Origin of the sequence: Azospirillum sp. A26 (genome assembly GCF_042604635.1) — a bacterium.
GTDB classification, from domain to species: Bacteria; Pseudomonadota; Alphaproteobacteria; order Azospirillales; family Azospirillaceae; genus Azospirillum; species Azospirillum palustre.
Window position 1 is genome coordinate 1,835,372 of sequence record NZ_CP170473.1, and the last position, 19,984, is coordinate 1,855,355.

The following is a 19,984-nucleotide window of genomic DNA, read 5'->3' on the forward strand; positions in this document are numbered from 1 at the left end:
GCATCAACGCTCCGTTGAACGTCTGCCCGCACCAACAGCAGGGCGCCGTCTTCGACGCTTACCGCTTGCGCCATACCGCAAAGGGGCAAACCTCCGGCTGTGGTGCCCCAGTACCCGTTGAAGCCCGGTTGGGGTAGCGGCTGGAAGTGCCCCGACCGGGACACGGACGCGCGGTTGCCGGATGCGGCGCGCTGCGGGGAAATGGCTCCATGATCCGCACCGGCACCTCAGCAAGAGACATCCCCGCCATGACCGTCACCCTGCCCGGCTCCGTCGGTGCGGTCGTCGCCCTCATCCTGATGCTGACGGCCCTGGCCGCCTGGCGCCGGGTGGAGCCCGACGATCTGACCGCCTGGCGGACCGAAAGGCTGGCGACCTTCCATGTCTGGCAGGCGGGCAGCCCGGCACGCGAGGTCTGGGACCATCCCGACGCGCCCGTCCTGGTCACCATCCCCGCCGGCAGCTATCTTCAGGGCTCCCCGGCGACGGAGACGGAACGCTTTCCCGACGAGCCGCCGCAAACCCCGGCGTCGGTCCAACATCCCATCGCCGTCGGCAAATATCCGGTCACCCGCGGCGAATATGCCAGCTTCATCCAGGACAGCGGCTATCGGCCACGGACGGTCTGCCGCGGCTATGCCGGAGAGACGGAGCTGCTGCCGCGCTGGCATTTCTCCTGGCGCCGGCCGGGGTTCGCGCAGACGAACAACGACCCGGCGGTCTGTGTGAGCTGGTACGACGCCAAGGCTTATGTGGACTGGCTCAGCCGCCGGACCGGCAAGAGCTATCGCCTGCTGACGGAGACGGAGTGGGAATATGCGGCCCGCGCCGGCACCCGGACCGCGCGCTGGTGGGGTGACGATCCGGCCAGGGGATGCGATGCGGCGAACGTCGCCGACCTGACGGCCAAGGACCGCTTCACCGACTGGGAGGTGGCGAACTGCCGCGACGGCGCCCTGTTCACCTCGCCGGTCGGCAGCTACCGCGCCAACGGTTTCGGCCTTTACGACATGCTGGGCAATGTCTGGCAATGGGTGGAGGACTGCGCGCCGGACGGCCGGTCCGAAGCGACCTGTTCACAGCGGACGATGCGCGGCGGGTCGTGGCACAGCAACCCGCGCTATGTCCGCTCCGCCGTGCGCCGGGTGGACGCGGCGGAGAGCGGTTATGCCGCCTACGGCATCCGCGTCGCCCGCGATCCCTAGAGTCTGCGATCCCTGCCCCCGCGATCCCTGACGAGGCTGGGGGATCAGCCGCGCAGGACCTCCAGCGCCGACAGGCCCTGCACCGCATGGTCGAGGAAGGCGCGCACCCGGCCGGGCATCAGCCTTGCGGTCGGGACCACCACATGGACCGGCAGCGGTTCCGGCTCGGCGTGCGGCATCAGGCGCACCAGCGTGCCGGCGGCGAGGTCGTCCGCCGCCTGATAGGACAGCGGGCGGGCGATGCCATGCCCGTCGCGGGCGGCGAGCAGGGCCGGCTCGATGTGGCTGACCGCCAGCTTCGGCGTCACCCGCAGCACCCGCTCCCGCCCGTCGATCAGAAAGCGCCAGTCCGGCGGACCGGGCCGGGCCGTCGTCAGGATGATGTCGTGGCCGGACAGATCCTCCGGCATCGACGGCGTGCCGCGCCGTGCCAGATAGCCGGGGCTGGCGACCAGAAAGCGCCCGACCTGCCCCACCCGCCGGGCGACGAGGCCGGAGTCGGGCAGCGGGCCGATGCGGATCGCCACGTCCAGCTCCTCCTCGATCAGGTCGAGGTTGCCGTCGGACAGCGTCAGCTCGACGCGGATGTCCGGAAACTCCCGCATGAAGTCGAGGACCAGAGGCGTCACATGCTTGCGCCCGAACATCACTGGCGCGGTGACACGCAGCCGCCCGCGCATCGGCCGGTCGGTTCCGGTGGCGGCCAGCGCCTCGTCGTAATCGGCCAGCAGCCGGCGCGCCTGTTCGGCCAATCGCCGGCCGGCATCGGTGGGGGCGAGGTTGCGGGTGGTCCGCTCGATCAGCCGGACGCCCAGCCGCTCCTCCAGCCCCGACAGCGCGCGGGTGACGGCGGGCGCCGACCGCCGCAGCCGCTTGGCCGCACCGGCAAGGCTGCCGGTCTCCAGGATCGCGACGAAGATCGTCAGTTCATCCAGCCGGTCCACAATTCTTCCAATTCCTGAAAGAGTCCCTTTTCATCAAAACCCATTCCTGCGGAACGGCGCAAGTGGTTGGCTGTGGGCATCCGCGATCTACAGAGAAGGGGCCTTGCCATGAGCACCAGCACCGATCCCACCATCACGCTGTACGGCACGCCGCTGTCGGGGCATGCCCACCGGGTCGAAGCCTTCCTGAACATCCTCGGCCTGCCATACCGCTATGTCGAAGCAAACGCCGAGGTTCGCCGGTCGGATGCCTTCCTCGCGCTAAATCCCTTCGGACAGATCCCGGTGCTGGTCGACGGCGATCTCGTCCTGCCGGACTCGGTCGCCATTCTCGTCTATCTCGCCGATCGCTACGACGCTTCCGGCCTGTGGAACCCGAAGGCGCCGGATCAGGCAGCGCAGGTGCAGCGCTGGCTGTCGGTCGCCGCCGGCGACCTGCGATTCGGGCCGGCGCTGGCGCGCATCCTGACGCTGTGGGGCGGGGCCGGGACGCTGGCCGACGCGCACAGGATTGCGGAACACCTGCTGCGCTTCATGGACAGCCATCTGGCGACCCGCGACTGGCTGGCGGCGGAGCGGCCGACCATCGCCGACATCGCCTGCTACGCCTATGTCGCCCGCGCCCCGGAAGGCCACATCCCGCTCGATCCCTATCCGGCGGTGCGGCGCTGGCTGGAGCGGGTGGAGGCGATCCCGGCGCTGACCCCGATGCCGGAAAGCACCATCCCCCAGCCGGCCTGAAGACCGGCCGCCATGACGCAAGCGTGCCCATTACCATGACGCAAGCGTCACGGGACCGTCGCCAAGCACCCGAATCTGTGCTTCGATGACAGTTCCATGACACTTGATGGATGGATTGAGTCGATGCGCAATTCCGCCTGTTCCGGGCGCTGGTCGCTGCTGTCCGGTGCGGTTGCCCTTTCCCTTCTGGCCGGCCCCGCCCTGGCGGCGGATCCGGCTCCCCAAGGCCCGGTGCCGCAAAGCGATCTGCTGAACGCCGAGCTGTGGATGCAGCGGTCGGTCGAATACAAGGCGAACTCGCTGGCGGTCTATGCGCTGGGCAGGATCCAGCTGGACAAGGCGCTGGCCGAAAAGACCTGGACCGCGGCGACCGAGCAGACCGGCAACTACCAGGATCTGCCGCCGGCGGTGGTGCTGGACCTGGACGAGACGGCGATGGACAACTCCGCCTATCAGGCCGGGCTGGTCACCACCAACGGCGAATTCTCGCCCAAGACCTGGGATGCCTGGGTGAAGGCGGAGAAGGCGACGGCGGTGCCGGGCGCGGTCGAGTTCACCCAATACGCCGAATCGAAGGGCGTGAAGGTGTTCTACGTCACCAACCGCAACGCCGACCAGGAAGAGCCGACCCGCCGCAACGCGCAGGCGCTAGGCTTCCCGATGGGCGGCAACGTCGATACCTTCCTGATGTCGAAGGAAAAGCCGGATTGGGGTTCGGCGAAGGGGACGCGGCGCGCCTACATCGCCAAGGAGTACCGGATCGTTCTGCTGTTCGGCGACAATTTTGGCGACTTCAGCGATGCCTACAACGGCAGCGAGGCCGACCGTCTGAAGGCGTTCGAGGCGGCGAAGGAGCATTTCGGGCGCGATTGGCTGATGCTGGCCAATCCCGGTTACGGCTCGTTCGAGAGCGCGCCCTTCGGGCATAATTTCAAACTGTCGGCGGATGAGAAGCGGGCCAAGAAGATCGGCGCGCTGGAGCCCTGGGTGGCACCGGCCCAATAACAGTTTGAAAGGACGGTGCGCCGGGCCTGGAGTGTCGAGCTTCAGAAGATCAGGCGCACCGCTTCCACGATCAGCAGCCACGGCGTGCCGATCATGACGGTCCAGACCGCCAGACGCGGCAGGCCGCTCATCTTGCGGACCTTCGGTTCGGCGGAGGGGGCGGCTTCGAACGAGGCGGCGTTGTAGATCGACATGACCTGCGGCTCCGTGAGCAAGATGGCGTTGAGGTCATCATGCGGTTCGGATCCTTAACGACCTTTAAAGAGCGCAGCCCACGAAGACGGCGTTTGCGCATTACCTCGACCGGATAAGTATACTCCCGGCGAAGGCAGGGCCGTGGCGCCGGACGACAGTAACCACGGCCCCGCGATACCCCGAACGTTATGGCTTCGCCACGTGCCAGACGTTGTTCACGCCGTCGCCGGTGGTGTCGCCCGGCTTCGCATCCTTGGCCCAGTTGTAGAGCGGCTTGCCATTGTAGGCCCACTGCCGGCTTCCGTCGTCGCGGGTGACGACGCTGTATTTGCCCATCGGCTTGGCGGAGGCGGGAGCCATCAGCGGCGGCCAGTTGGTCGCGCAAGGCCCGTTGCAGGCCGACTTGCCGGTACCGTCCTTGTCGAAGACATAGAGCGTCATGCCCTTCGCGTCGGTCAGGACAGGACCCATCGCGGTCTTGCCCGTCATGGCCGGTTCCTTGTCCTGAGCAAATGCCGGGGCGCCGGACAGGACGGCCCCCAGGCCGATGGCGGCGGCGGCGATACGGAGTGCGGACTTCATTGCGCAATTCCTCCCGAAACAGGCCCGCCGGACGGCAGGCCCGATGAATCGAGGACGCAACGGGGCCGCGGATATTCCCCCCGTCACCGGCCGGAACGCCATGCCATCGGGGTTATACCGTCAGGTATTTGCGGACCTCCTGCTCGTCCAGGCCGCTGCGCGGACCGGACAGCATCACCTCGCCGCGCTCCATCACCACCCAGTCGTCGGCAAGGTCGCGGGCGAAGTCGAAATACTGCTCGACCAGCAGGATCGCCATGGTGCCCTTGTCGCGCAGGTAGGAGATGGCGCGGCCGATGTCCTTGATGATCGACGGCTGGATGCCCTCGGTCGGCTCGTCCAGCACCAGCAGGCGCGGGCGCGTCACCAGGGCGCGGCCGATGGCGAGCTGCTGCTGCTGGCCGCCCGACAGGTCGCCGCCACGGCGCTCCAGCATGGATTTCAGCACCGGGAACAGCTCGAACACCTCGTCGGGGATCGAGCGCTGGGCGCGCGGCAGCGGGGCGTAGCCGGTCAGCAAATTCTCCCGCACCGTCAGCAGCGGGAAGATCTCGCGCCCCTGCGGCACATAGGCGATGCCGCGCCGCGCCCGGTCGGCCGGCGCCATCTTCGTCACGTCGGCGCCGTCCCAGCCGATGGAGCCGCCGGACACCGGTTTCAGCCCGACGATGGCGCGCAGCAGGCTGGACTTGCCGACGCCGTTGCGGCCGACCAGACAGGTGACCTTGCCGATTTCGGCCTTCATGGAAACGCTGCGCAGGGCCTGGGCGGCGCCGTAATGCAGATCGAGAGAGCGAACGTCTAGCATTATAATGTCTCCCGTCAGCGGCCGAGATAGGTGTCGATGACCTGTTGGTTGGCGCTGACCGCGTCCAGCGAGCCTTCGGCCAGCACCGAGCCCTCGGCCAGCACCGTCACCTTGACGCCGAGCGCGCGGACGAAGCTCATGTCATGCTCCACGACGATCACCGAGTGCTTGCCGGCGATGCTGCACAGCAGCTCGGCGGTCTGTTCGGTCTCGGCGTCGGTCATGCCGGCGACCGGCTCGTCGACCAGAAGAAGCTTGGGGTCCTGGGCCAGCAGCATGCCGATCTCCAGCCATTGCTTTTGGCCGTGCGACAGGCTGCCGGCCTGCCGGCTGCGCAGGGCCGACAGGCGGGTGATGTCCAGGATCTCCTCGATGCGGGCCCGGTCGTCGCGGCTGATGGCGTAGGTCAGCGTCTTCAGCGGCCGGCGCGGCGCCTTCAGCGCCAGTTCCAGATTGTCCCACACCGTGTGCGGCTCGAAGACGGTCGGGCGCTGGAACTTGCGGCCGATGCCGAGGTTGGCGATGGCCGCCTCGCGCAGGCGAGTCAGGTCGGTGTCGCCCTCGAACAGGATGGTGCCGGTGTCGGGGCGGGTCTTGCCGGTGATGACGTCCATCATCGTCGTCTTGCCGGCGCCGTTGGGGCCGATGATCGCCCGCATCTCGCCGGGCATCATCACCAGCGACAGGCCGTTCAGCGCCTTGAAGCCGTCGAAGCTGACCGACACGCCGTCGAGATAGAGAAGGGTCGATTCCGCGCTCATGGGTCAGGCTCCCTTCTGGTCGGCAGTCCGGGGGGTGGTTTGGGCATTGGGAAGGGCGGAGTTCTTGCGGCCGGGCAGCTTCGCCTTCAACTGCGCGCCCAGCCCGAGCAGGCCCTTGGGCAGGAACAGGGTCACCGCCACGAACAGGCCGCCCAGCGCGAACAGCCACAGCTCCGGCAGGGCGCCGGTGAAATAGCTCTTGCCCATGTTGACCAGCACCGCACCGAGGATGGCGCCGGCCAACGTGCCGCGTCCGCCGACGGCGACCCAGATCACCGCCTCGATCGAGCTGGCCGGAGCGAATTCCGATGGGTTGATGATGCCGACCTGCGGGACGTAGAGGGCGCCGGCAACGCCGGCCATGCAGGCCGACAGGGTCCAGGCGAACAGTTTGTAGCTCTCGGTGTCGTAGCCCATGAAGCGGACGCGGCTTTCGGCGTCGCGCAGCGCCACCAGCACCTTGCCCAGCTTCGAGCCGATGACGCCGGACGCGATCATATAGGAGAGCGCCAGGGCAGCGACCGTCGCCACGAACAGCGCGACGCGGGTGGTGTCGGCCTGGATGTCGTAGCCGAGGATATCCTTGAAGTCGGTCAGGCCGTTGTTGCCGCCGAAGCCCATATCGTTGCGGAAAAAGGCCAGCAGCAGGGCGAAGGTCAGCGCCTGGGTGATGATCGACAGGTAGACGCCGGTGACGCGGCTGCGGAAGGCGAACCAGCCGAAGGCGAAGGCCAGCGCGCCCGGCACCACCAGCACCATCAGCGCAGCGAACCAGAAATGGTCGAAGCCGAGCCAGTACCAGGGCAACTCCTTCCAGTTCAGGAAGACCATGAAGTCGGGCAGCTCGGGGTTGCCGTAGACGCCGCGCGGGCCGATCTGCCGCATCAGGTACATGCCCATGGCGTAGCCGCCGAGCGCGAAGAAGGCGGCGTGGCCGAGCGACAGGATGCCGCAATAGCCCCACACCAGATCGAGCGCCAGCGCCAGCAAAGCGAAGCACAGGTATTTGCCGAGCAGCGAGACGGTGAAGATCGACAGGTGGAAGGGCGAGTCCGCCGGCACCCACAGCGTCATCGCCGGCACGGCGACCGCCAGGATGGCGAGGATCGCCAGGACGATCCCGGCCTTGCGGTCCAGGCCCATCAGGAAAAAGCGCAGCAGCATCGGTCAGGCCTCCACCGCGCGGCCCTTCAGCGCGAACAGGCCGCGCGGACGCCGTTGGATGAACAGGATGATGAAGATCAGCACCAGGATCTTGCCCAGCACCGCCCCGGCATAGGGTTCGAGGAACTTGTTCATGGTCCCCAGCGTCAGCGCGCCGACCAGCGTGCCCCACAGGTTGCCCACCCCGCCGAACACCACGACCATGAAGCTGTCGAGGATGTAGCCCTGGCCGAGGTTCGGGCTGACATTATCGATCTGGCTCAGCGCCACCCCGGCCAGCCCGGCGATGCCGGAGCCGAGTCCGAAGGTCAGCGCATCGACCCGCGCAGTGCGGATGCCCATGGCGTTGGCCATCGACCGGTTCTGCGTCACCGCGCGGATCGACAGGCCGAACCAGGTGCGCTTCAGCGCCACCAGCAGGGCCGCAAAGACGGCGAAGGCGAAGACGACGATCCACAGCCGGCCGTAGGTGATGGTCAGGCCGCCCAGTTCGAAGGCACCGGACATCCAGCTCGGCGCGCCGACCTCGCGGTTGGTCGGGCCGAAGATGGAGCGGACAGCCTGCTGGAGCGCCAGCGACAGGCCCCAGGTGGCGAGCAGCGTTTCCAGCGGACGGCCGTAGAGCCAGCGGATCACGCTGCGCTCGATGACGATGCCGACGCCGCCCGACACGAGGAAGGCGGCGGGCAGCGCCACCAGGATCGACAGGTCGAACAGGCCGGGGGCATGGGCGCGGAAGAACTCCTGCACCAGGAAGGTGGTGTAGGCGCCGATCATCACCATCTCGCCATGGGCCATGTTGATGACGCCCATCACGCCGAAGGTGACGGCGAGGCCAATGGCGGCCAGCAGCAGCACCGAGCCCAGCGACAGCCCGTACCAGAGATTCTGCAAGGCGGCCCAGAAGGCCAGCTTCTGTTCCAAGGTGGAGACGGCGGCAGCGGCCGACCGCTTGGTGACGTCGGACGCGCCGGAGCCGGCGACCATGTTCAGCAGCACCAGCGCGTCGCGGTCGCCGCGGGCGGTCAGCGTGTCGGTCGCCGACTGGATTTCGGCGTCGGTCATCTTCGACGCGGCCTCGCCGGTCAGCAGTATGGCGGCGCGCGCCTGCTCCATGGCGGCGCGCACACCCTTGTCCTGCTCCTTGGCGAGGGCGGCGTTCAGCGTCTCCAGCGCGGAGGCGTCGCGGCTCTTGAACACCGCGTCGGCGGCGGAGCGGCGGACGCCGGCATCGGGGCTCATCAGGGTGAGGGCGCCCAGCGAGGCGCTGATGGCGCGGCGGAGCGAATTGTTGATGCGGATCTTCTCGACCGCGGCGGACGGCGCATCGCCGAGCGCGGCGCGGGTCAGCGGGTCGGTCAGGGTGAAAGCGTCGCCGGCCTTGCGGGCAACGACGACGGTGCCGTCGGCCTTGCGCACATAGAGGTCGCCGGCCTGGAGCGCCTCGATCACCGGCACGGCGGCCGGGTCGCCGGCCTCCGACAGTTGCGTCAGGGCCTTTTCGGTTCCGGAATAGCCGCCGCTGCCCAGGGCCTGGACGAGCGGGCGCAAATCAATTGCTCGGGGATCGGCGGCGTAAGCGGCGGTCGATGTGGCGACCACCACACAGACGGCCATCAGCCAGCGGAGAGCGCGTCGCATCGGGAGTCCTTCGGTGCAGGGGCGATCCAGGGGCGGTGCGGGAGGAGCGGTGCGGGGGACTGGAAACGCGAAACGCTTGCCCTCTCCTCTCCCCCGCCCGGCGGGAAAGGGGAAAGGGCAAGCGTCGCAACCACTCAAGCTCAGATAAGGACAGGTCAGAGAGGGAACGCGGCCCTCACGACCCCTTGCCGCCGCACTTGCCGGTCTTCACGTTGAAGTTGCCGCAGGACATCGGCTTGCGCCAATCGGCGATCAGGTCCTTGCTGTCCGGCAGGAAGTCCGACCACTCGTCGCCGGGCACCAGGCCCGAGGTCTTGGAGACGACGTCGAACTGGCCGTTCTCCTGCACTTCGCCGATCAGCACCGGCTTGGTGATGTGGTGGTTCGGCAGCATCGCCGAATAGCCGCCGGTCAGGTTGGGCACGGCCACGCCGACCATGGCGTCGATGACCTTGTCCGGCTCGGTGGTGCCGGCCGCCTCGACCGCCTTCACCCACATGTTGAAGCCGATGTAGTGGGCTTCCATCGGGTCGTTGGTGACGCGCTTGTCGTTCTTGGTGTAGGCCTTCCAGGCCTTGATGAAGTCGGTGTTGGCCGGGGTCTCGACCGACTGGAAGTAGTTCCACGCGGCCAGATGGCCGAGCAGCGGCTTGGTGTCGATGCCGGCCAGCTCTTCCTCGCCGACGGAGAAGGCGACGACCGGGATGTCCTGCGCCTTGACGCCCTGGTTGCCCAGTTCCTTGTAGAAGGGAACGTTGGCGTCGCCGTTGATGGTGGAGACCACCGCGGTCTTCTTGCCGGCCGAGCCGAACTTCTTGATGTCCGCCACGATCGACTGCCAGTCGGAATGACCGAACGGCGTGTAGTTGATCATGATGTCCTCGGGCTTGACGCCCTTGCCCTTCAGGTAGGCTTCGAGGATCTTGTTGGTCGTGCGCGGATAGACGTAGTCGGTGCCGGCCAGCACCCAGCGCTGGACCTTTTCCTTCGACATCAGGTAGTCGACGGCCGGGATCGCCTGCTGGTTCGGGGCGGCGCCGGTGTAGAAGACGTTGCGGGAGGACTCCTCGCCCTCATACTGGACCGGGTAGAAGAGGATGTTGTTCAGTTCCTCGAACACCGGCAGAACCGACTTGCGGCTGACCGAGGTCCAGCAGCCGAACACGGCGGACACCTTGTCCTTGCTGATCAGTTCGCGGGCCTTTTCGGCGAACAGCGGCCAGTTGGAGGCGGGATCGACCACCACCGGCTCCAGCTTCTTGCCCAGCAGGCCGCCCTTCTTGTTCTGCTCGTCGATCAGCATCAGCATGACGTCCTTGAGCGTCGTCTCGCTGATCGCCATCGTGCCGGACAGGGAGTGCAGGATGCCCACCTTGATGGTGTCGTCCGCCGCCTGGGCGGGCATCGCGAAGGATGCCATCGCACCCATGGCCAGACCGGCCAGCGCGCTGATCCCGAAGCTCGACGTCAGTTGCTTGGTCCGCATGAAGTTGCCCCCTTCCTTTGGCGCCCCGGTTGCTCCGGGGCTTCGCCACATCGTCGAAGGAAAAGCTACAGCGCATGCGAAAGGCGGTATCTACGTCAAATGACACATACGGCCACGCCCCCCGGCTCCATGGCCGTCTTCGCGGCGTTACCTCCTGCGAAGGTTCGGAATAAATCCGCCGCCACGGCGTCCAACCAGTGGATGAGCGCGTGTAACGGCAACAGCCCTCCACGGGCGAGATGGCGATGCAAGGGAGCAACAGTGTGAACAGCAGGCCTGTCGTCACCAAATGTCGCTTGCGATTCATGAGAGGCTTGTCGAAGGTTGCAGCGTTCGATCCTTTCCGTTCACGTTCCGGTCCCGTCGCCATGCATGACATCCGTCGCCCGATCTCCCGCCGCTCCGCCGCCCTTTGCATGGTCGGCGGACTGGTCGGCATCGTCCTGAGCGGTCCGGCGCTTGCCGCGGCGGCGAAGGAGGCCGTGCACGCCGCCAAGCCGCCGCTGGTAGCCGGCTGGGCCGCGGCGCTGGAACAGCGTGCGCTGGAGGTGCAGAACGCGCCCAAGGCGCCGGTCACCCGCATCGGCTACGGCGCCGTCGTCAAGAAGGGCGACGGCGGCATGATCGAGAGCGTCGCCCCGGCGATGGACGTGCCCCCTGCCGACGTGCAGCAGGCGCAGGCCCCCACCCTGCCAGGCCTGGAACCGGTGGAGCCGGCGCCGCCGGTGGTCATCACCGTGCGCTCGCCGCTGGCCGACCGCGTCGGCAAGGTGTCGCGCCGCCTGATCGAGATGGGCTTCCTGTCCGCCGACAAGTGGACCGACAGCTTCAACGACGATGTCGAGACCGCCGTGCGCGCCTTCCAGCTCGCCGAGGGGCTGCAGCCCGACGGCAAGGTCGGCGAGGTGACCCGTCAGGCGATGGACCGGACCCCGGCCCAGACCGTGGCGCTTCTGCGCCGCGCCGCCGCGGCGATGCGGGCGCAGCAGGCCTCCATCCCCGACACCACCATCCTGGTCAACCTGCCCGGCCAGTCCGTCACCCTGATCGAGCATGGCCGCCCGGCCTTCACCATGCGGGCGGTGGTCGGCCGGCCGTCGCGCAAGACGCCGCTGCTCCAGGACAAGGTGACCAGCGTCACCATCAACCCGACCTGGACCGTGCCGCCGACGGTGCTGAGCGAGGACAAGCTGCCGGCCCTGCGCAAGAAGGGCACCACCGGCATCAAGAACGCCGCCGTCTATCTGGACGGGTCGGAGGTCGCCAACACCCAGTCGGTCAACTGGTGGTCGGTCGATCCCGGCCGCGTGCGCATCGTCCAGAGGCCGGGCGACGACAACGCGCTGGGCCGTTTCCGCTTCAACCTGACCAACGGCGACGGCATCTTCCTGCACGGCACCAACGACCCGCGCCTGTTCAGCCGCGACCTGCGCGCCGCCAGCTCCGGCTGCGTGCGGCTGGAGGATGCCCGGATGATGGCGGAGACGCTGCTGGGTGCCGCGAAGGTGACGCCGGCCGGCATCGGCCAGCAGCTCGACACCGGGGAGACCAAGACGATCCGGCTGCCGAACGCCATCCCCGTGCGCTTCGTCTACTGGAACGCCTCGGTCGACACCGCCGGGGTGGTGCGCGTCCATCCCGACATCTACGAGGATCCGCCCACGCTGGCGACACCGTCGGGCCAGTCGGGATCTGCGGCACCGGCCATGTCGGCCAATCCGGCAGCCACCAATCCGGTGACTCCGGTGTCGACGCCGCGCCCTCTGTCCAAGCCGGCGCCACTGCCGGTCCCGACCGCCCATGCGCCGACGCCGCTGTCCTCGGCTTCGATCCCGGCGCCGGCCAAGCCGCTGCCGACCTCGACCGGGATGTGAGGCCGGCTTGCGGATCGGCCGGATCGATCATTTTGTCCTGACGGTCGCCTCCATCGAGGCGACCTGCGCCTTCTATCGCGACGTGCTGGGGATGGAGGTCGTCACCTTCGCCGGCGGCCGTCGCGCCCTGTCCTTCGGCGCGCAGAAGATCAACCTGCACGAGGTCGGACGGGAGTTCGAGCCGAAGGCCGCCCGCCCCACCGCCGGCAGCGGCGACTTCTGCCTGATCGCCGACACGCCGCTGGAGCAGGTGATCGCCGAACTCCATGCCCGCGGCATCGCCATCGAAGAAGGCCCGGTGAGCCGCACGGGCGCCACCGGGCCGATCCGATCCGTCTATATCCGCGATCCCGACGACAATCTGGTCGAGATCGCCACTTATACCAGCGACTCTTGATCCTGACATGTCAGGATCAAGAGCTTCGGCGGCATGGGCCGCCGCCGTGCCGGTCGGCACGGATACCAGCGGTCATCATCAATGACCGCTGGTATTACCTCTGAGGGCCCGCTTTCAAGCACGCTGGAAGGATCGGGGGCGTCATGTCGGTTCATCACTCTTCCAAGGGCTACGAAACCGGGGCCGCGGCCTATGTCAAAGGCCGCCCCAGCTATCCGGCCGAAGCGACGGTGTGGCTTCGTGACGTTCTCGGCGTCGGACCCGGCCGCAGAACGCTGGAGGTCGGCGCCGGCACCGGCAAGTTCATCGCGGTGCTGAAGGAGTGCGGCGGCGAGGTCGTCGCCGTCGAGCCGATTGCCGGCATGCGCGAGCAGCTGGTCCACAGCTTCCCCGATCTGACCGTGCTGGCCGGGACCGCCGAGACGATTCCGCTACCCGACGGTTCGGTCGACACCGTCGTCTGTGCGCAGGCCTTCCACTGGTTCGCCACGGCGGCTGCCCTCCAGGAAATGCGGAGGGTGCTGAAACCGGACGGCACGCTGGGACTGATCTGGAACGTCCGGGACGAAAGCAAGCCCTGGTTGGCGGCGCTGTCCGCCATCACCGACCCCTGGGAGGCCGGCACCCCGCGCTACCGGACCGGCGACTGGCGCCGGGTCTTCCCGGCACCGGGCTTCGAAGCCATCGACGAGCGCCATGTCCGCCATGCCCATGTCGGAAGCCCGGACGACGTCATCGTCAGGCGCACGCTTTCGGTCAGCTTCATCGCGGCGCTTCCCTCCGACCTGCAGGCGGAGGTCGAACGGGATGTCCGCGCGGTGATCGCGAACACGCCGGAACTGGCGGGCGCCACTGAGATCGCCTTTCCCTACGAAACGGCGATGTTCGCCTTTCGCAAGGTCTGACGGCTCCCGGCGACGCCCGGCCGATCTCAGCGGCTCTGGAGCACGCCCACCGCACCGCGCGCGACCTCGTGCAGGTCGGCCTCGCCGCCGGACTGGACATGGGCGAACAGACCGGCGCGCATGCGCGGATCCCAGAATTTGCGGATGTGGGTCGCTGTTTCCGTCACCGCCTCCTCATGGGGGTAGGTGGCGAAATGGACGGCGATCTGGTTCGCCATCCGGACCAGATCCTTGGCGTGGTTCGTGTGGCTCATCGGTGTCTCCGGACTGGGTTTGAATCAACGGAACAGGATAACGGTGTCGCGGCGCGACAGCGCGCCTAAGGTCAGGTTGGCGGTGCGCGCCAGTTCGAGCGCCAGCGCCGTCGGGGCGGAGATGGTCGCCAGCAGCGGGATGCCCACCGCGGCGGTCTTCTGCACCAGTTCGAAGCTGCACCGGCTGGTCATCACCACGAAGCCGGTGGCCGGATCGGCGCCCGAGCGCACGACGGCGCCGATCAGCTTGTCCAGCGCGTTGTGGCGGCCGACATCCTCGCGGGCCATGCGGACGGCGCCATCGGGCGCACACCAGGCGGCGGCATGGACAGAGCGGTTGGCCCGGTTCATCGGCTGGTGGTCCGGCAGGGCGCGGAAGGCGGCGGCCACGGCGGCCGGGTCCACCTCCAGCGAGGTCTCGATCTTGCGGGGCTCCCGAACGGCGTGGACAAGACTGTCCACGCCGCACAGGCCACAGCCGCTCCGCCCCTCCATGGAGCGGCTGCGCAGACTTCCGCGCAGGAGCCGCAGGGGATCGACCGTCAGGTTGACGACGAAGCCCAGCGGGGTTTCCCGCACGGCGATGTTCTCGATATCGGCGGCGGACCCGACGATCTCCTCGGCGAGGCTGAAGCCCAGCGCGAAGTCTTCCAGATCGGCGGGGGTCGCCATCATCACGGCATGGGAGCGGCCGTTGTATTCGAAAGCGACCGCGGTTTCCTCCGGCACCTGCCATTCGACGTACGCTCCCTCCTCCATCCCGACACCGGCGGAGAAGCCGGTGCCGGTGACGGCGATGGAGCACATCGCCGTGGAGAGGGGGGAGTTATCGTCCGGACGGATGGACCCAGAAGGCATCGCGGTCATGCTTCCCACTCCTCAGGCCGTCACTCGGCGGCGATCACGTTGGCGGCGGCGATGCGCTTGCGCTCGACGTCGTTCTTCGCGTAGTCAACCTGCCAGTCCGACGGTTGGTTGCTGCGGGCGACCTGCACCGCCGTCACTTTGTATTCGGGGCAGTTGGTCGCCCAGTCCGAATTCTCGGTGGTGATGACGTTGGCACCGGTCACCGGATGGTGGAAGGTGGTGTAGACGACGCCGGCCGGCATGCGGTCGGAGATGACGGCGCGCAGCGTCGTTGCTCCCATGCGGCTGGCGAGCGACACCATGTCGCCATCCTTGACGCCCCGGATCTCGGCATCCACCGGGTTGATCTCCAGCACATCCTCCGGATGCCAGGCCACGTTGGCGGTGCGGCGGGTCTGGGCACCGACATTGTAGTGGGCGAGGATGCGGCCGGTCGTCAGAACCAGCGGATACATCCGCGTGGTCCGCTCGTCGGTCGGCACATATTCGGTGATCACGAAGCGGCCGAGACCGCGGGCGAAGCTCTCCTCATGCATGATCGCCATGCCGGTGTCGTCATCCTCGAAGCCGGTGCAGGGCCATTGGACGCTGCCGACGCGGTCGAGCTTCTCGAAGCTGACGCCGCGGAAGGTCGGGGTCAGGCGGGCGATCTCGTCCATGATCTCGGACGTGGTCTCGTAGTGCATCGGATAGCCCATCGCCGTCGCCAGCGCACAGGCGACCCAATGCTCGTCCCGGCCCACCTTCGACGGCATCGCCTTGCGGACGCGGTTGATGCGGCGCTCGGCGTTGGTGAAGGTGCCGTCCTTCTCCAGGAAGGAGGTGCCGGGGAAGAAGACGTGGGCGAAGGCCGCCGTCTCGTTCAGGAACAGGTCCTGGACGATGACGATGTCCAAGGCTTCCAGGGCCGAGGTGACGTGGTTGGTGTTGGGATCGGACTGGACGATGTCCTCGCCCTGCACGAACAGGCCGCGGAAGCTGCCGTCATGCGCGCTGTCGAACATGTTGGGAATGCGCAGGCCGGGCTCCGGATCCAGCGTGACGCCCCAGGCGGTCTCGAACTCCTGGCGGACGACGTCGTCCGACACGTGGCGGTAGCCCGGCAGCTCGTGCGGGAAGGAGCCCATGTCACAGGAGCCCTGCACGTTGTTCTGCCCGCGCAGCGGGTTCACGCCGACGCCCTCGCGGCCGATGTTGCCGGTCGCCATCGCAAGGTTGGCGATCGCCATCACCGTGCTGGAGCCCTGGCTGTGCTCGGTCACGCCCAGGCCGTAATAGATCGCGGCGTTGCCGCCGGTGGCATAGAGGCGGGCGGCGGCGCGGACCTGATCGGCCGGAACGCCGGTGCGCGACTCCAGATATTCCGGCGAGTTGCGGTGCTCGGCGATGAACGCCTCCCACTTCGCGAACTCCTTTGGATCGCAGCGCCCTTCGACGAAGGAGCGGTTGACCAGCCCTTCGGTGACGATGACGTGGGCGATGGCGTTGACCACGGCGACGTTGGTGCCGGGCTGGAGCTGGAGATGGTACTCGGCCTGGACGTGCGGGCTGCGGACCAGATCGATGCGGCGCGGATCGACGACGATCAGCTTGGCCCCGGCGCGCAGACGCTTCTTCATGCGCGAACCGAACACCGGGTGGCCGTCGGTCGGGTTGGCGCCGATGACCAGGATGACGTCGGACTTGTCGACGCTGCGGAAATCCTGGGTGCCGGCCGAGGTGCCGAAGGTCTGCGACAGGCCGTAGCCGGTCGGCGAATGGCAGACGCGGGCGCAGGTGTCGATGTTGTTGGTGCCGAAGGCGGCCCGGATCATCTTCTGGACGACATAGACCTCTTCATTCGTGCAGCGCGACGAGGTGATGCCGCCGATGGAGCCGCGGCCGTACTTGGCCTGCACCGCCTTCAGCCGCTCGGCGGCGTAGGCGACCGCCTCCTCCCACGACACTTCACGCCACGGGTCAGTGATCTTCTCGCGCACCATGGGCTTCATGATGCGGTCCTTGTGGGTGGCGTAGCCCCAGGCGAAGCGGCCCTTGACGCAGCTATGGCCCTCGTTGGCGCCGCCGTCCTTCCACGGCGTCATGCGGACCACCGTGGTGCCCTGCAGCTCGGCCTTGAAGGAGCAGCCGACGCCGCAATAGGCGCAGGTGGTGATGACGCTGTGCTCGGGCTGGCCGTGCTCGATGATCGACTTCTCGGTCAGGGTCGCGGTCGGGCAGGCCTGGACGCAGGCGCCGCAGGACACGCACTCGCTGTCCATGAAGCTCTCGTTGGCGCCCGGCGACACCGAAGAGGCGAAGCCGCGCCCGTCGATGGTCAGCGCGAAGGTGCCCTGGGTTTCCTGGCAGGCGCGGACGCAGCGCGAGCAAACGATGCACTTGGAGGCGTCGAAGGTGAAGTACGGGTTGCTCTCGTCCTTTGCGGCGGCGCGGTGGTTTTCGCCTTCGAAACCGTACCGCACGTTGCGCAAGCCCACGGCGCCCGCCATGTCCTGCAACTCGCAATCACCGTTGGCGGCGCAGGTCAGGCAGTCGAGCGGATGGTCGGAGATGTACAGCTCCATCACGCCGCGGCGCAGCTTGGCCAGCTTGTCGGTCTGGGTGTGGACCTTCATGCCGGGGGCGACCGGGGTGGTGCAGGAGGCCGGGGTGCCACGGCGCCCCTCGATCTCCACCGCGCAGAGGCGGCAGGAGCCGAAGGGCTCCAGGCTGTCGGTGGCGCACAGCTTGGGCACGGTGATGCCGGCGTCCATCGCGGCGCGCATCACGGAGGTGCCTTCGGGAACGCTGATGCTGCGACCGTCGATCTCCAGCGTCACCAGGGTCTCGGAGACGCGGGCGGGAGTGCCGTAGTCGGTCTCGTGGATGAGGGTCATCTCGGGTGCTCCTGGGTCGCTCGTTATTCGGCGGCGATGTGGGTGACGCGGACGGCGTGCTGCTTCTTGCGGAAATCTTCCGGGAAGTGCTTCACCGCGCTGCGCACCGGATAGGGCGTCATGCCGCCCATGGCGCAGAGCGAGCCGTCGACCATCACGTCGCAGAGGTCGGCGAGCAGGTCCAAGTTCGCATCGACGTTCTTGCCGGCGATGATCTTGTCCAGCGTCTCCATCCCACGGGTCGAGCCGATGCGGCAGGGGGTGCATTTGCCGCAGGACTCGGCGACGCAGAACTCCATGGCGAAGCGGGCCTGCTGGGCCATGTCGACGCTGTCGTCGAAGACGACGATGCCGCCATGGCCGACCATCGCCTCCTGCGCCGCGAAGGCCTCGTAGTCCTTGGGCAGGTCGAACTGCGAGGGCGGCAGGTAGGCGCCCAGCGGACCGCCGACCTGCACCGCGCGGATCGGCCGGCCGGTGATGGTGCCGCCGCCATACTCGTACAGCAGTTCGTGCAGGGTGATGCCGAAGGCCTTCTCGACGATGCCGCCATTCTTGATGTTGCCGGCGAGCTGGAAGGGCAGCGTGCCGCGCGACCGGCCGACGCCGAAGTCGCGGTAATACTCGCCGCCCTTGTCGAGGATGATCGGCACCGAGCAGAGCGACAGCACATTGTTGACCACGGTCGGCTTGCCGAACAGGCCTTCCAGCGCCGGCAGCGGCGGCTTGGCGCGCACCATGCCGCGCTTGCCTTCCAGGCTTTCCAGCATCGCGGTCTCTTCGCCGCAGATGTAGGCGCCGGCGCCGACGCGGACGTCGAGGTGGAAGGTGCGGTCGGTGCCGTGGATGTTGTCGCCGAGCCAGCCCTCGTCATAGGCCAGCTTGATGGCATGGCGCAGGGTGGCCGTGGCGTGCGGGTATTCGGAGCGCATGTAGACGTAGCCGGAGGTGGCGCCCACCGCGATGGCGGCGATGGTCATGCCCTCGATCAGGCAGAAGGGGTCGCCCTCGATGATCATGCGGTCGGCGAAGGTGCCGCTGTCGCCCTCGTCGGCGTTGCAGCAGACGAACTTCTCGTCCGCCGGGGCCTGCATCACCGTGTTCCACTTGATGCCGGTGGGGAAGCCGGCGCCGCCGCGACCGCGCAGGCCGCTGTCGGTCACCGCCTTGACGATCTCCGCCTGGGACATCGCCAGCGCGTTCTCCAGCCCGCGGAAGCCGCCATGGGCGCGGTAATCCTCGACCGACAGCGGATCGATGATGCCGCAGCGGGCGAAGGTCAGCCGCTCCTGCTTCTTGAAGTAGGGGATTTCCTCGGTCAGGCCGTGGCCCAGCGGATGCTCGGCCCCGGTCAGGAAGCCGGCGTCGAACAGGCCGGGCACATCGGCCGGGGTGACCGGGCCGTAGGCGACGCGGCCTTCGGCGGTTTCGACCTCGACCAGCGGCTCCAGATAGAGCATGCCGCGCGAGCCGTTGCGGACGATGCGCAGCGGCAGGTCGCGCCTGGTGGCTTCCGCCCGGATGGCGGCGGCGACCGCATCGGCGCCGACGGACAGAGCGGCGGAGTCGCGCGGGACGAAGACGGTGATCAGATGGCCGCTCATTGCGCGTGACCCTTGTGGGAGTGGCTGAGAGCGCGGGGAATTTGCTGATGAGCGTGCGGGTTGGCCCGCGTCTCGGCCGCCAGTTCGTCGAAGCGGTCGGGCGAGACCCGGCCGTGCAGGTTCTCGTCGATCATGACGGCGGGCGACAGGGCGCAGTTGCCGAGGCAGAAGACCGGCTCCAGCGTGAAGGCGCCGTCGGCGGTGGTGCCGTGGAAATCGACCTGCAACCGCGTCTTGATGTGGTCGACCAGGGCGTTGGCGCCCATCGACTGGCAGGCCTCGGCCCGGCAGACCTTGATCGTGTGGCGGCCGGGCTTTTCGCGGCGGAATTCGTGATAGAAGGAGACCACGCCATGCACATCGGCGCGCGAGAGGTTCAGCTCCGTCGCCAGCAGGGGGATGGCTTCCTCGTCGATGTAGCCGAACTCTTCCTGCAGGGCGTGGAGGATCGGCAGCAGGGCGCCGCGCAGATGCCGATTGTCTTCGACAATCGTCATGGCGCGCTCAGCGCTCCACGGATGGCAAGCGTTCACGGGTATCCCTCCTTGCGATCGTCCGCGCCGCACTTGAGGTCGGCGTCGTTCTGGCTTGGCTCTGTTGGCTTTTTCCGGACGTCTCTCGTCGCCCGGCACCGTCAGAGTGGCTGAGGATACGGTATGCCAGCAAATTGTATTT

The 19,984-nt window shown here is 67.7% G+C and carries 19 protein-coding genes; 6 read left to right on the forward strand and 13 right to left on the reverse strand.

Annotated features, from left to right (window positions below; genetic code table 11):
• The first annotated feature begins 209 nt into the window (after positions 1 to 209).
• The gene (locus ABNQ39_RS22345) at positions 210 to 1,205 is read left to right on the forward strand and encodes a formylglycine-generating enzyme family protein (protein ID WP_376960653.1); all 996 of its coding nucleotides are present in this window, start codon (positions 210 to 212) and stop codon (positions 1,203 to 1,205) included.
• 44 nt (positions 1,206 to 1,249) lie between these two features.
• Here ABNQ39_RS22345 and ABNQ39_RS22350 read toward each other — a convergent pair whose 3' ends face one another.
• Positions 1,250 to 2,149, reverse strand: coding sequence for a LysR family transcriptional regulator (locus ABNQ39_RS22350; RefSeq protein WP_376960655.1), 900 nt, complete (start codon positions 2,147 to 2,149; stop codon positions 1,250 to 1,252).
• A 108-nt stretch (positions 2,150 to 2,257) separates the two neighbouring features.
• Here ABNQ39_RS22350 and ABNQ39_RS22355 point away from each other — a divergent pair, with 108 nt between their 5' ends.
• Positions 2,258 to 2,890, forward strand: a complete 633-nt coding sequence (locus tag ABNQ39_RS22355; protein WP_376960657.1) for a glutathione S-transferase family protein — start codon at positions 2,258 to 2,260, stop codon at positions 2,888 to 2,890.
• Positions 2,891 to 3,013: 123 nt separating this feature from the next.
• Positions 3,014 to 3,895: a 5'-nucleotidase, lipoprotein e(P4) family gene (locus ABNQ39_RS22360; RefSeq protein ID WP_376960659.1), complete on the forward strand. Its 882-nt coding sequence runs from the start codon at positions 3,014 to 3,016 to the stop codon at positions 3,893 to 3,895.
• A gap of 41 nt (positions 3,896 to 3,936) precedes the next feature.
• Here ABNQ39_RS22360 and ABNQ39_RS22365 read toward each other — a convergent pair whose 3' ends face one another.
• From ABNQ39_RS22365 to urtA, 7 genes are all read right to left on the reverse strand, one after another.
• Positions 3,937 to 4,089, reverse strand: coding sequence for a hypothetical protein (locus tag ABNQ39_RS22365; RefSeq protein ID WP_167421718.1), 153 nt, complete (start codon positions 4,087 to 4,089; stop codon positions 3,937 to 3,939).
• Between the two features lie 187 nt (positions 4,090 to 4,276).
• Entirely contained in the window at positions 4,277 to 4,672 is a 396-nt protein-coding gene (locus ABNQ39_RS22370) for a COG4315 family predicted lipoprotein (protein WP_376960661.1), read from the reverse strand.
• 112 nt (positions 4,673 to 4,784) lie between these two features.
• The gene (gene urtE, locus ABNQ39_RS22375; RefSeq protein ID WP_109048892.1) at positions 4,785 to 5,480 is read right to left on the reverse strand and encodes an urea ABC transporter ATP-binding subunit UrtE; all 696 of its coding nucleotides are present in this window, start codon (positions 5,478 to 5,480) and stop codon (positions 4,785 to 4,787) included.
• 14 nt (positions 5,481 to 5,494) lie between these two features.
• Positions 5,495 to 6,241, reverse strand: coding sequence for an urea ABC transporter ATP-binding protein UrtD (urtD, locus tag ABNQ39_RS22380; protein ID WP_098737146.1), 747 nt, complete (start codon positions 6,239 to 6,241; stop codon positions 5,495 to 5,497).
• Positions 6,242 to 6,244: 3 nt separating this feature from the next.
• Entirely contained in the window at positions 6,245 to 7,405 is a 1,161-nt protein-coding gene (gene urtC / locus ABNQ39_RS22385; protein WP_376960664.1) for an urea ABC transporter permease subunit UrtC, read from the reverse strand.
• A 3-nt stretch (positions 7,406 to 7,408) separates the two neighbouring features.
• Positions 7,409 to 9,046: an urea ABC transporter permease subunit UrtB gene (gene urtB, locus ABNQ39_RS22390; RefSeq protein ID WP_376960666.1), complete on the reverse strand. Its 1,638-nt coding sequence runs from the start codon at positions 9,044 to 9,046 to the stop codon at positions 7,409 to 7,411.
• 175 nt (positions 9,047 to 9,221) lie between these two features.
• A complete protein-coding gene (urtA, locus tag ABNQ39_RS22395) occupies positions 9,222 to 10,532 on the reverse strand; it encodes an urea ABC transporter substrate-binding protein (RefSeq protein WP_376960668.1) in 1,311 nt (436 codons plus the stop codon).
• Between the two features lie 368 nt (positions 10,533 to 10,900).
• Here urtA and ABNQ39_RS22400 point away from each other — a divergent pair, with 368 nt between their 5' ends.
• From ABNQ39_RS22400 to ABNQ39_RS22410, 3 genes are all read left to right on the forward strand, one after another.
• Positions 10,901 to 12,406 (forward strand): L,D-transpeptidase family protein, encoded by a 1,506-nt coding sequence (locus ABNQ39_RS22400; protein ID WP_376960670.1) that lies wholly within the window; start codon positions 10,901 to 10,903, stop codon positions 12,404 to 12,406.
• 7 nt (positions 12,407 to 12,413) lie between these two features.
• Positions 12,414 to 12,803, forward strand: a complete 390-nt coding sequence (locus ABNQ39_RS22405) for a VOC family protein (protein ID WP_376960672.1) — start codon at positions 12,414 to 12,416, stop codon at positions 12,801 to 12,803.
• A 143-nt stretch (positions 12,804 to 12,946) separates the two neighbouring features.
• A complete protein-coding gene (locus ABNQ39_RS22410; protein WP_376960674.1) occupies positions 12,947 to 13,708 on the forward strand; it encodes a class I SAM-dependent methyltransferase in 762 nt (253 codons plus the stop codon).
• Between the two features lie 26 nt (positions 13,709 to 13,734).
• On the opposite strand, the gene ABNQ39_RS22415 is transcribed toward ABNQ39_RS22410, so the two are convergent.
• Genes ABNQ39_RS22415 through ABNQ39_RS22435 form a run of 5 tightly spaced genes read right to left on the reverse strand, consistent with a single transcriptional unit; the run spans position 13,735 to position 19,806 of the window.
• Positions 13,735 to 13,962: a formate dehydrogenase subunit delta gene (locus ABNQ39_RS22415; protein WP_376960676.1), complete on the reverse strand. Its 228-nt coding sequence runs from the start codon at positions 13,960 to 13,962 to the stop codon at positions 13,735 to 13,737.
• 24 nt (positions 13,963 to 13,986) lie between these two features.
• Positions 13,987 to 14,829, reverse strand: a complete 843-nt coding sequence (fdhD, locus tag ABNQ39_RS22420; protein ID WP_376960678.1) for a formate dehydrogenase accessory sulfurtransferase FdhD — start codon at positions 14,827 to 14,829, stop codon at positions 13,987 to 13,989.
• 20 nt (positions 14,830 to 14,849) lie between these two features.
• Positions 14,850 to 17,705 (reverse strand): formate dehydrogenase subunit alpha, encoded by a 2,856-nt coding sequence (gene fdhF / locus ABNQ39_RS22425; protein ID WP_376960680.1) that lies wholly within the window; start codon positions 17,703 to 17,705, stop codon positions 14,850 to 14,852.
• Between the two features lie 23 nt (positions 17,706 to 17,728).
• Positions 17,729 to 19,309, reverse strand: a complete 1,581-nt coding sequence (locus ABNQ39_RS22430; protein WP_376960682.1) for a formate dehydrogenase beta subunit — start codon at positions 19,307 to 19,309, stop codon at positions 17,729 to 17,731.
• A complete protein-coding gene (locus ABNQ39_RS22435; protein ID WP_376960684.1) occupies positions 19,306 to 19,806 on the reverse strand; it encodes a formate dehydrogenase subunit gamma in 501 nt (166 codons plus the stop codon). Before ABNQ39_RS22435 ends, ABNQ39_RS22430 begins: the two co-directional genes overlap by 4 nt.
• Positions 19,807 to 19,984: the final 178 nt, after the last annotated feature.

Coding starts and splice junctions, on each gene's coding strand:
- ABNQ39_RS22370 (WP_376960661.1), bottom strand. CDS start 4,672: ATGAAGTCCGCACTCCGTATCGCCGCCGCCGCCATCGGCCTGGGGGCC.
- urtE (WP_109048892.1), bottom strand. CDS start 5,480: ATGCTAGACGTTCGCTCTCTCGATCTGCATTACGGCGCCGCCCAGGCC.
- fdhF (WP_376960680.1), bottom strand. CDS start 17,705: ATGACCCTCATCCACGAGACCGACTACGGCACTCCCGCCCGCGTCTCC.
- ABNQ39_RS22435 (WP_376960684.1), bottom strand. CDS start 19,806: ATGACGATTGTCGAAGACAATCGGCATCTGCGCGGCGCCCTGCTGCCG.
- urtA (WP_376960668.1), bottom strand. CDS start 10,532: ATGCGGACCAAGCAACTGACGTCGAGCTTCGGGATCAGCGCGCTGGCC.
- ABNQ39_RS22430 (WP_376960682.1), bottom strand. CDS start 19,309: ATGAGCGGCCATCTGATCACCGTCTTCGTCCCGCGCGACTCCGCCGCT.
- ABNQ39_RS22345 (WP_376960653.1), top strand. CDS start 210: ATGATCCGCACCGGCACCTCAGCAAGAGACATCCCCGCCATGACCGTC.
- ABNQ39_RS22400 (WP_376960670.1), top strand. CDS start 10,901: ATGCATGACATCCGTCGCCCGATCTCCCGCCGCTCCGCCGCCCTTTGC.
- urtC (WP_376960664.1), bottom strand. CDS start 7,405: ATGCTGCTGCGCTTTTTCCTGATGGGCCTGGACCGCAAGGCCGGGATC.
- ABNQ39_RS22355 (WP_376960657.1), top strand. CDS start 2,258: ATGAGCACCAGCACCGATCCCACCATCACGCTGTACGGCACGCCGCTG.
- urtD (WP_098737146.1), bottom strand. CDS start 6,241: ATGAGCGCGGAATCGACCCTTCTCTATCTCGACGGCGTGTCGGTCAGC.
- fdhD (WP_376960678.1), bottom strand. CDS start 14,829: ATGACCGCGATGCCTTCTGGGTCCATCCGTCCGGACGATAACTCCCCC.
- urtB (WP_376960666.1), bottom strand. CDS start 9,046: ATGCGACGCGCTCTCCGCTGGCTGATGGCCGTCTGTGTGGTGGTCGCC.
- ABNQ39_RS22360 (WP_376960659.1), top strand. CDS start 3,014: ATGCGCAATTCCGCCTGTTCCGGGCGCTGGTCGCTGCTGTCCGGTGCG.
- ABNQ39_RS22410 (WP_376960674.1), top strand. CDS start 12,947: ATGTCGGTTCATCACTCTTCCAAGGGCTACGAAACCGGGGCCGCGGCC.
- ABNQ39_RS22415 (WP_376960676.1), bottom strand. CDS start 13,962: ATGAGCCACACGAACCACGCCAAGGATCTGGTCCGGATGGCGAACCAG.
- ABNQ39_RS22365 (WP_167421718.1), bottom strand. CDS start 4,089: ATGTCGATCTACAACGCCGCCTCGTTCGAAGCCGCCCCCTCCGCCGAA.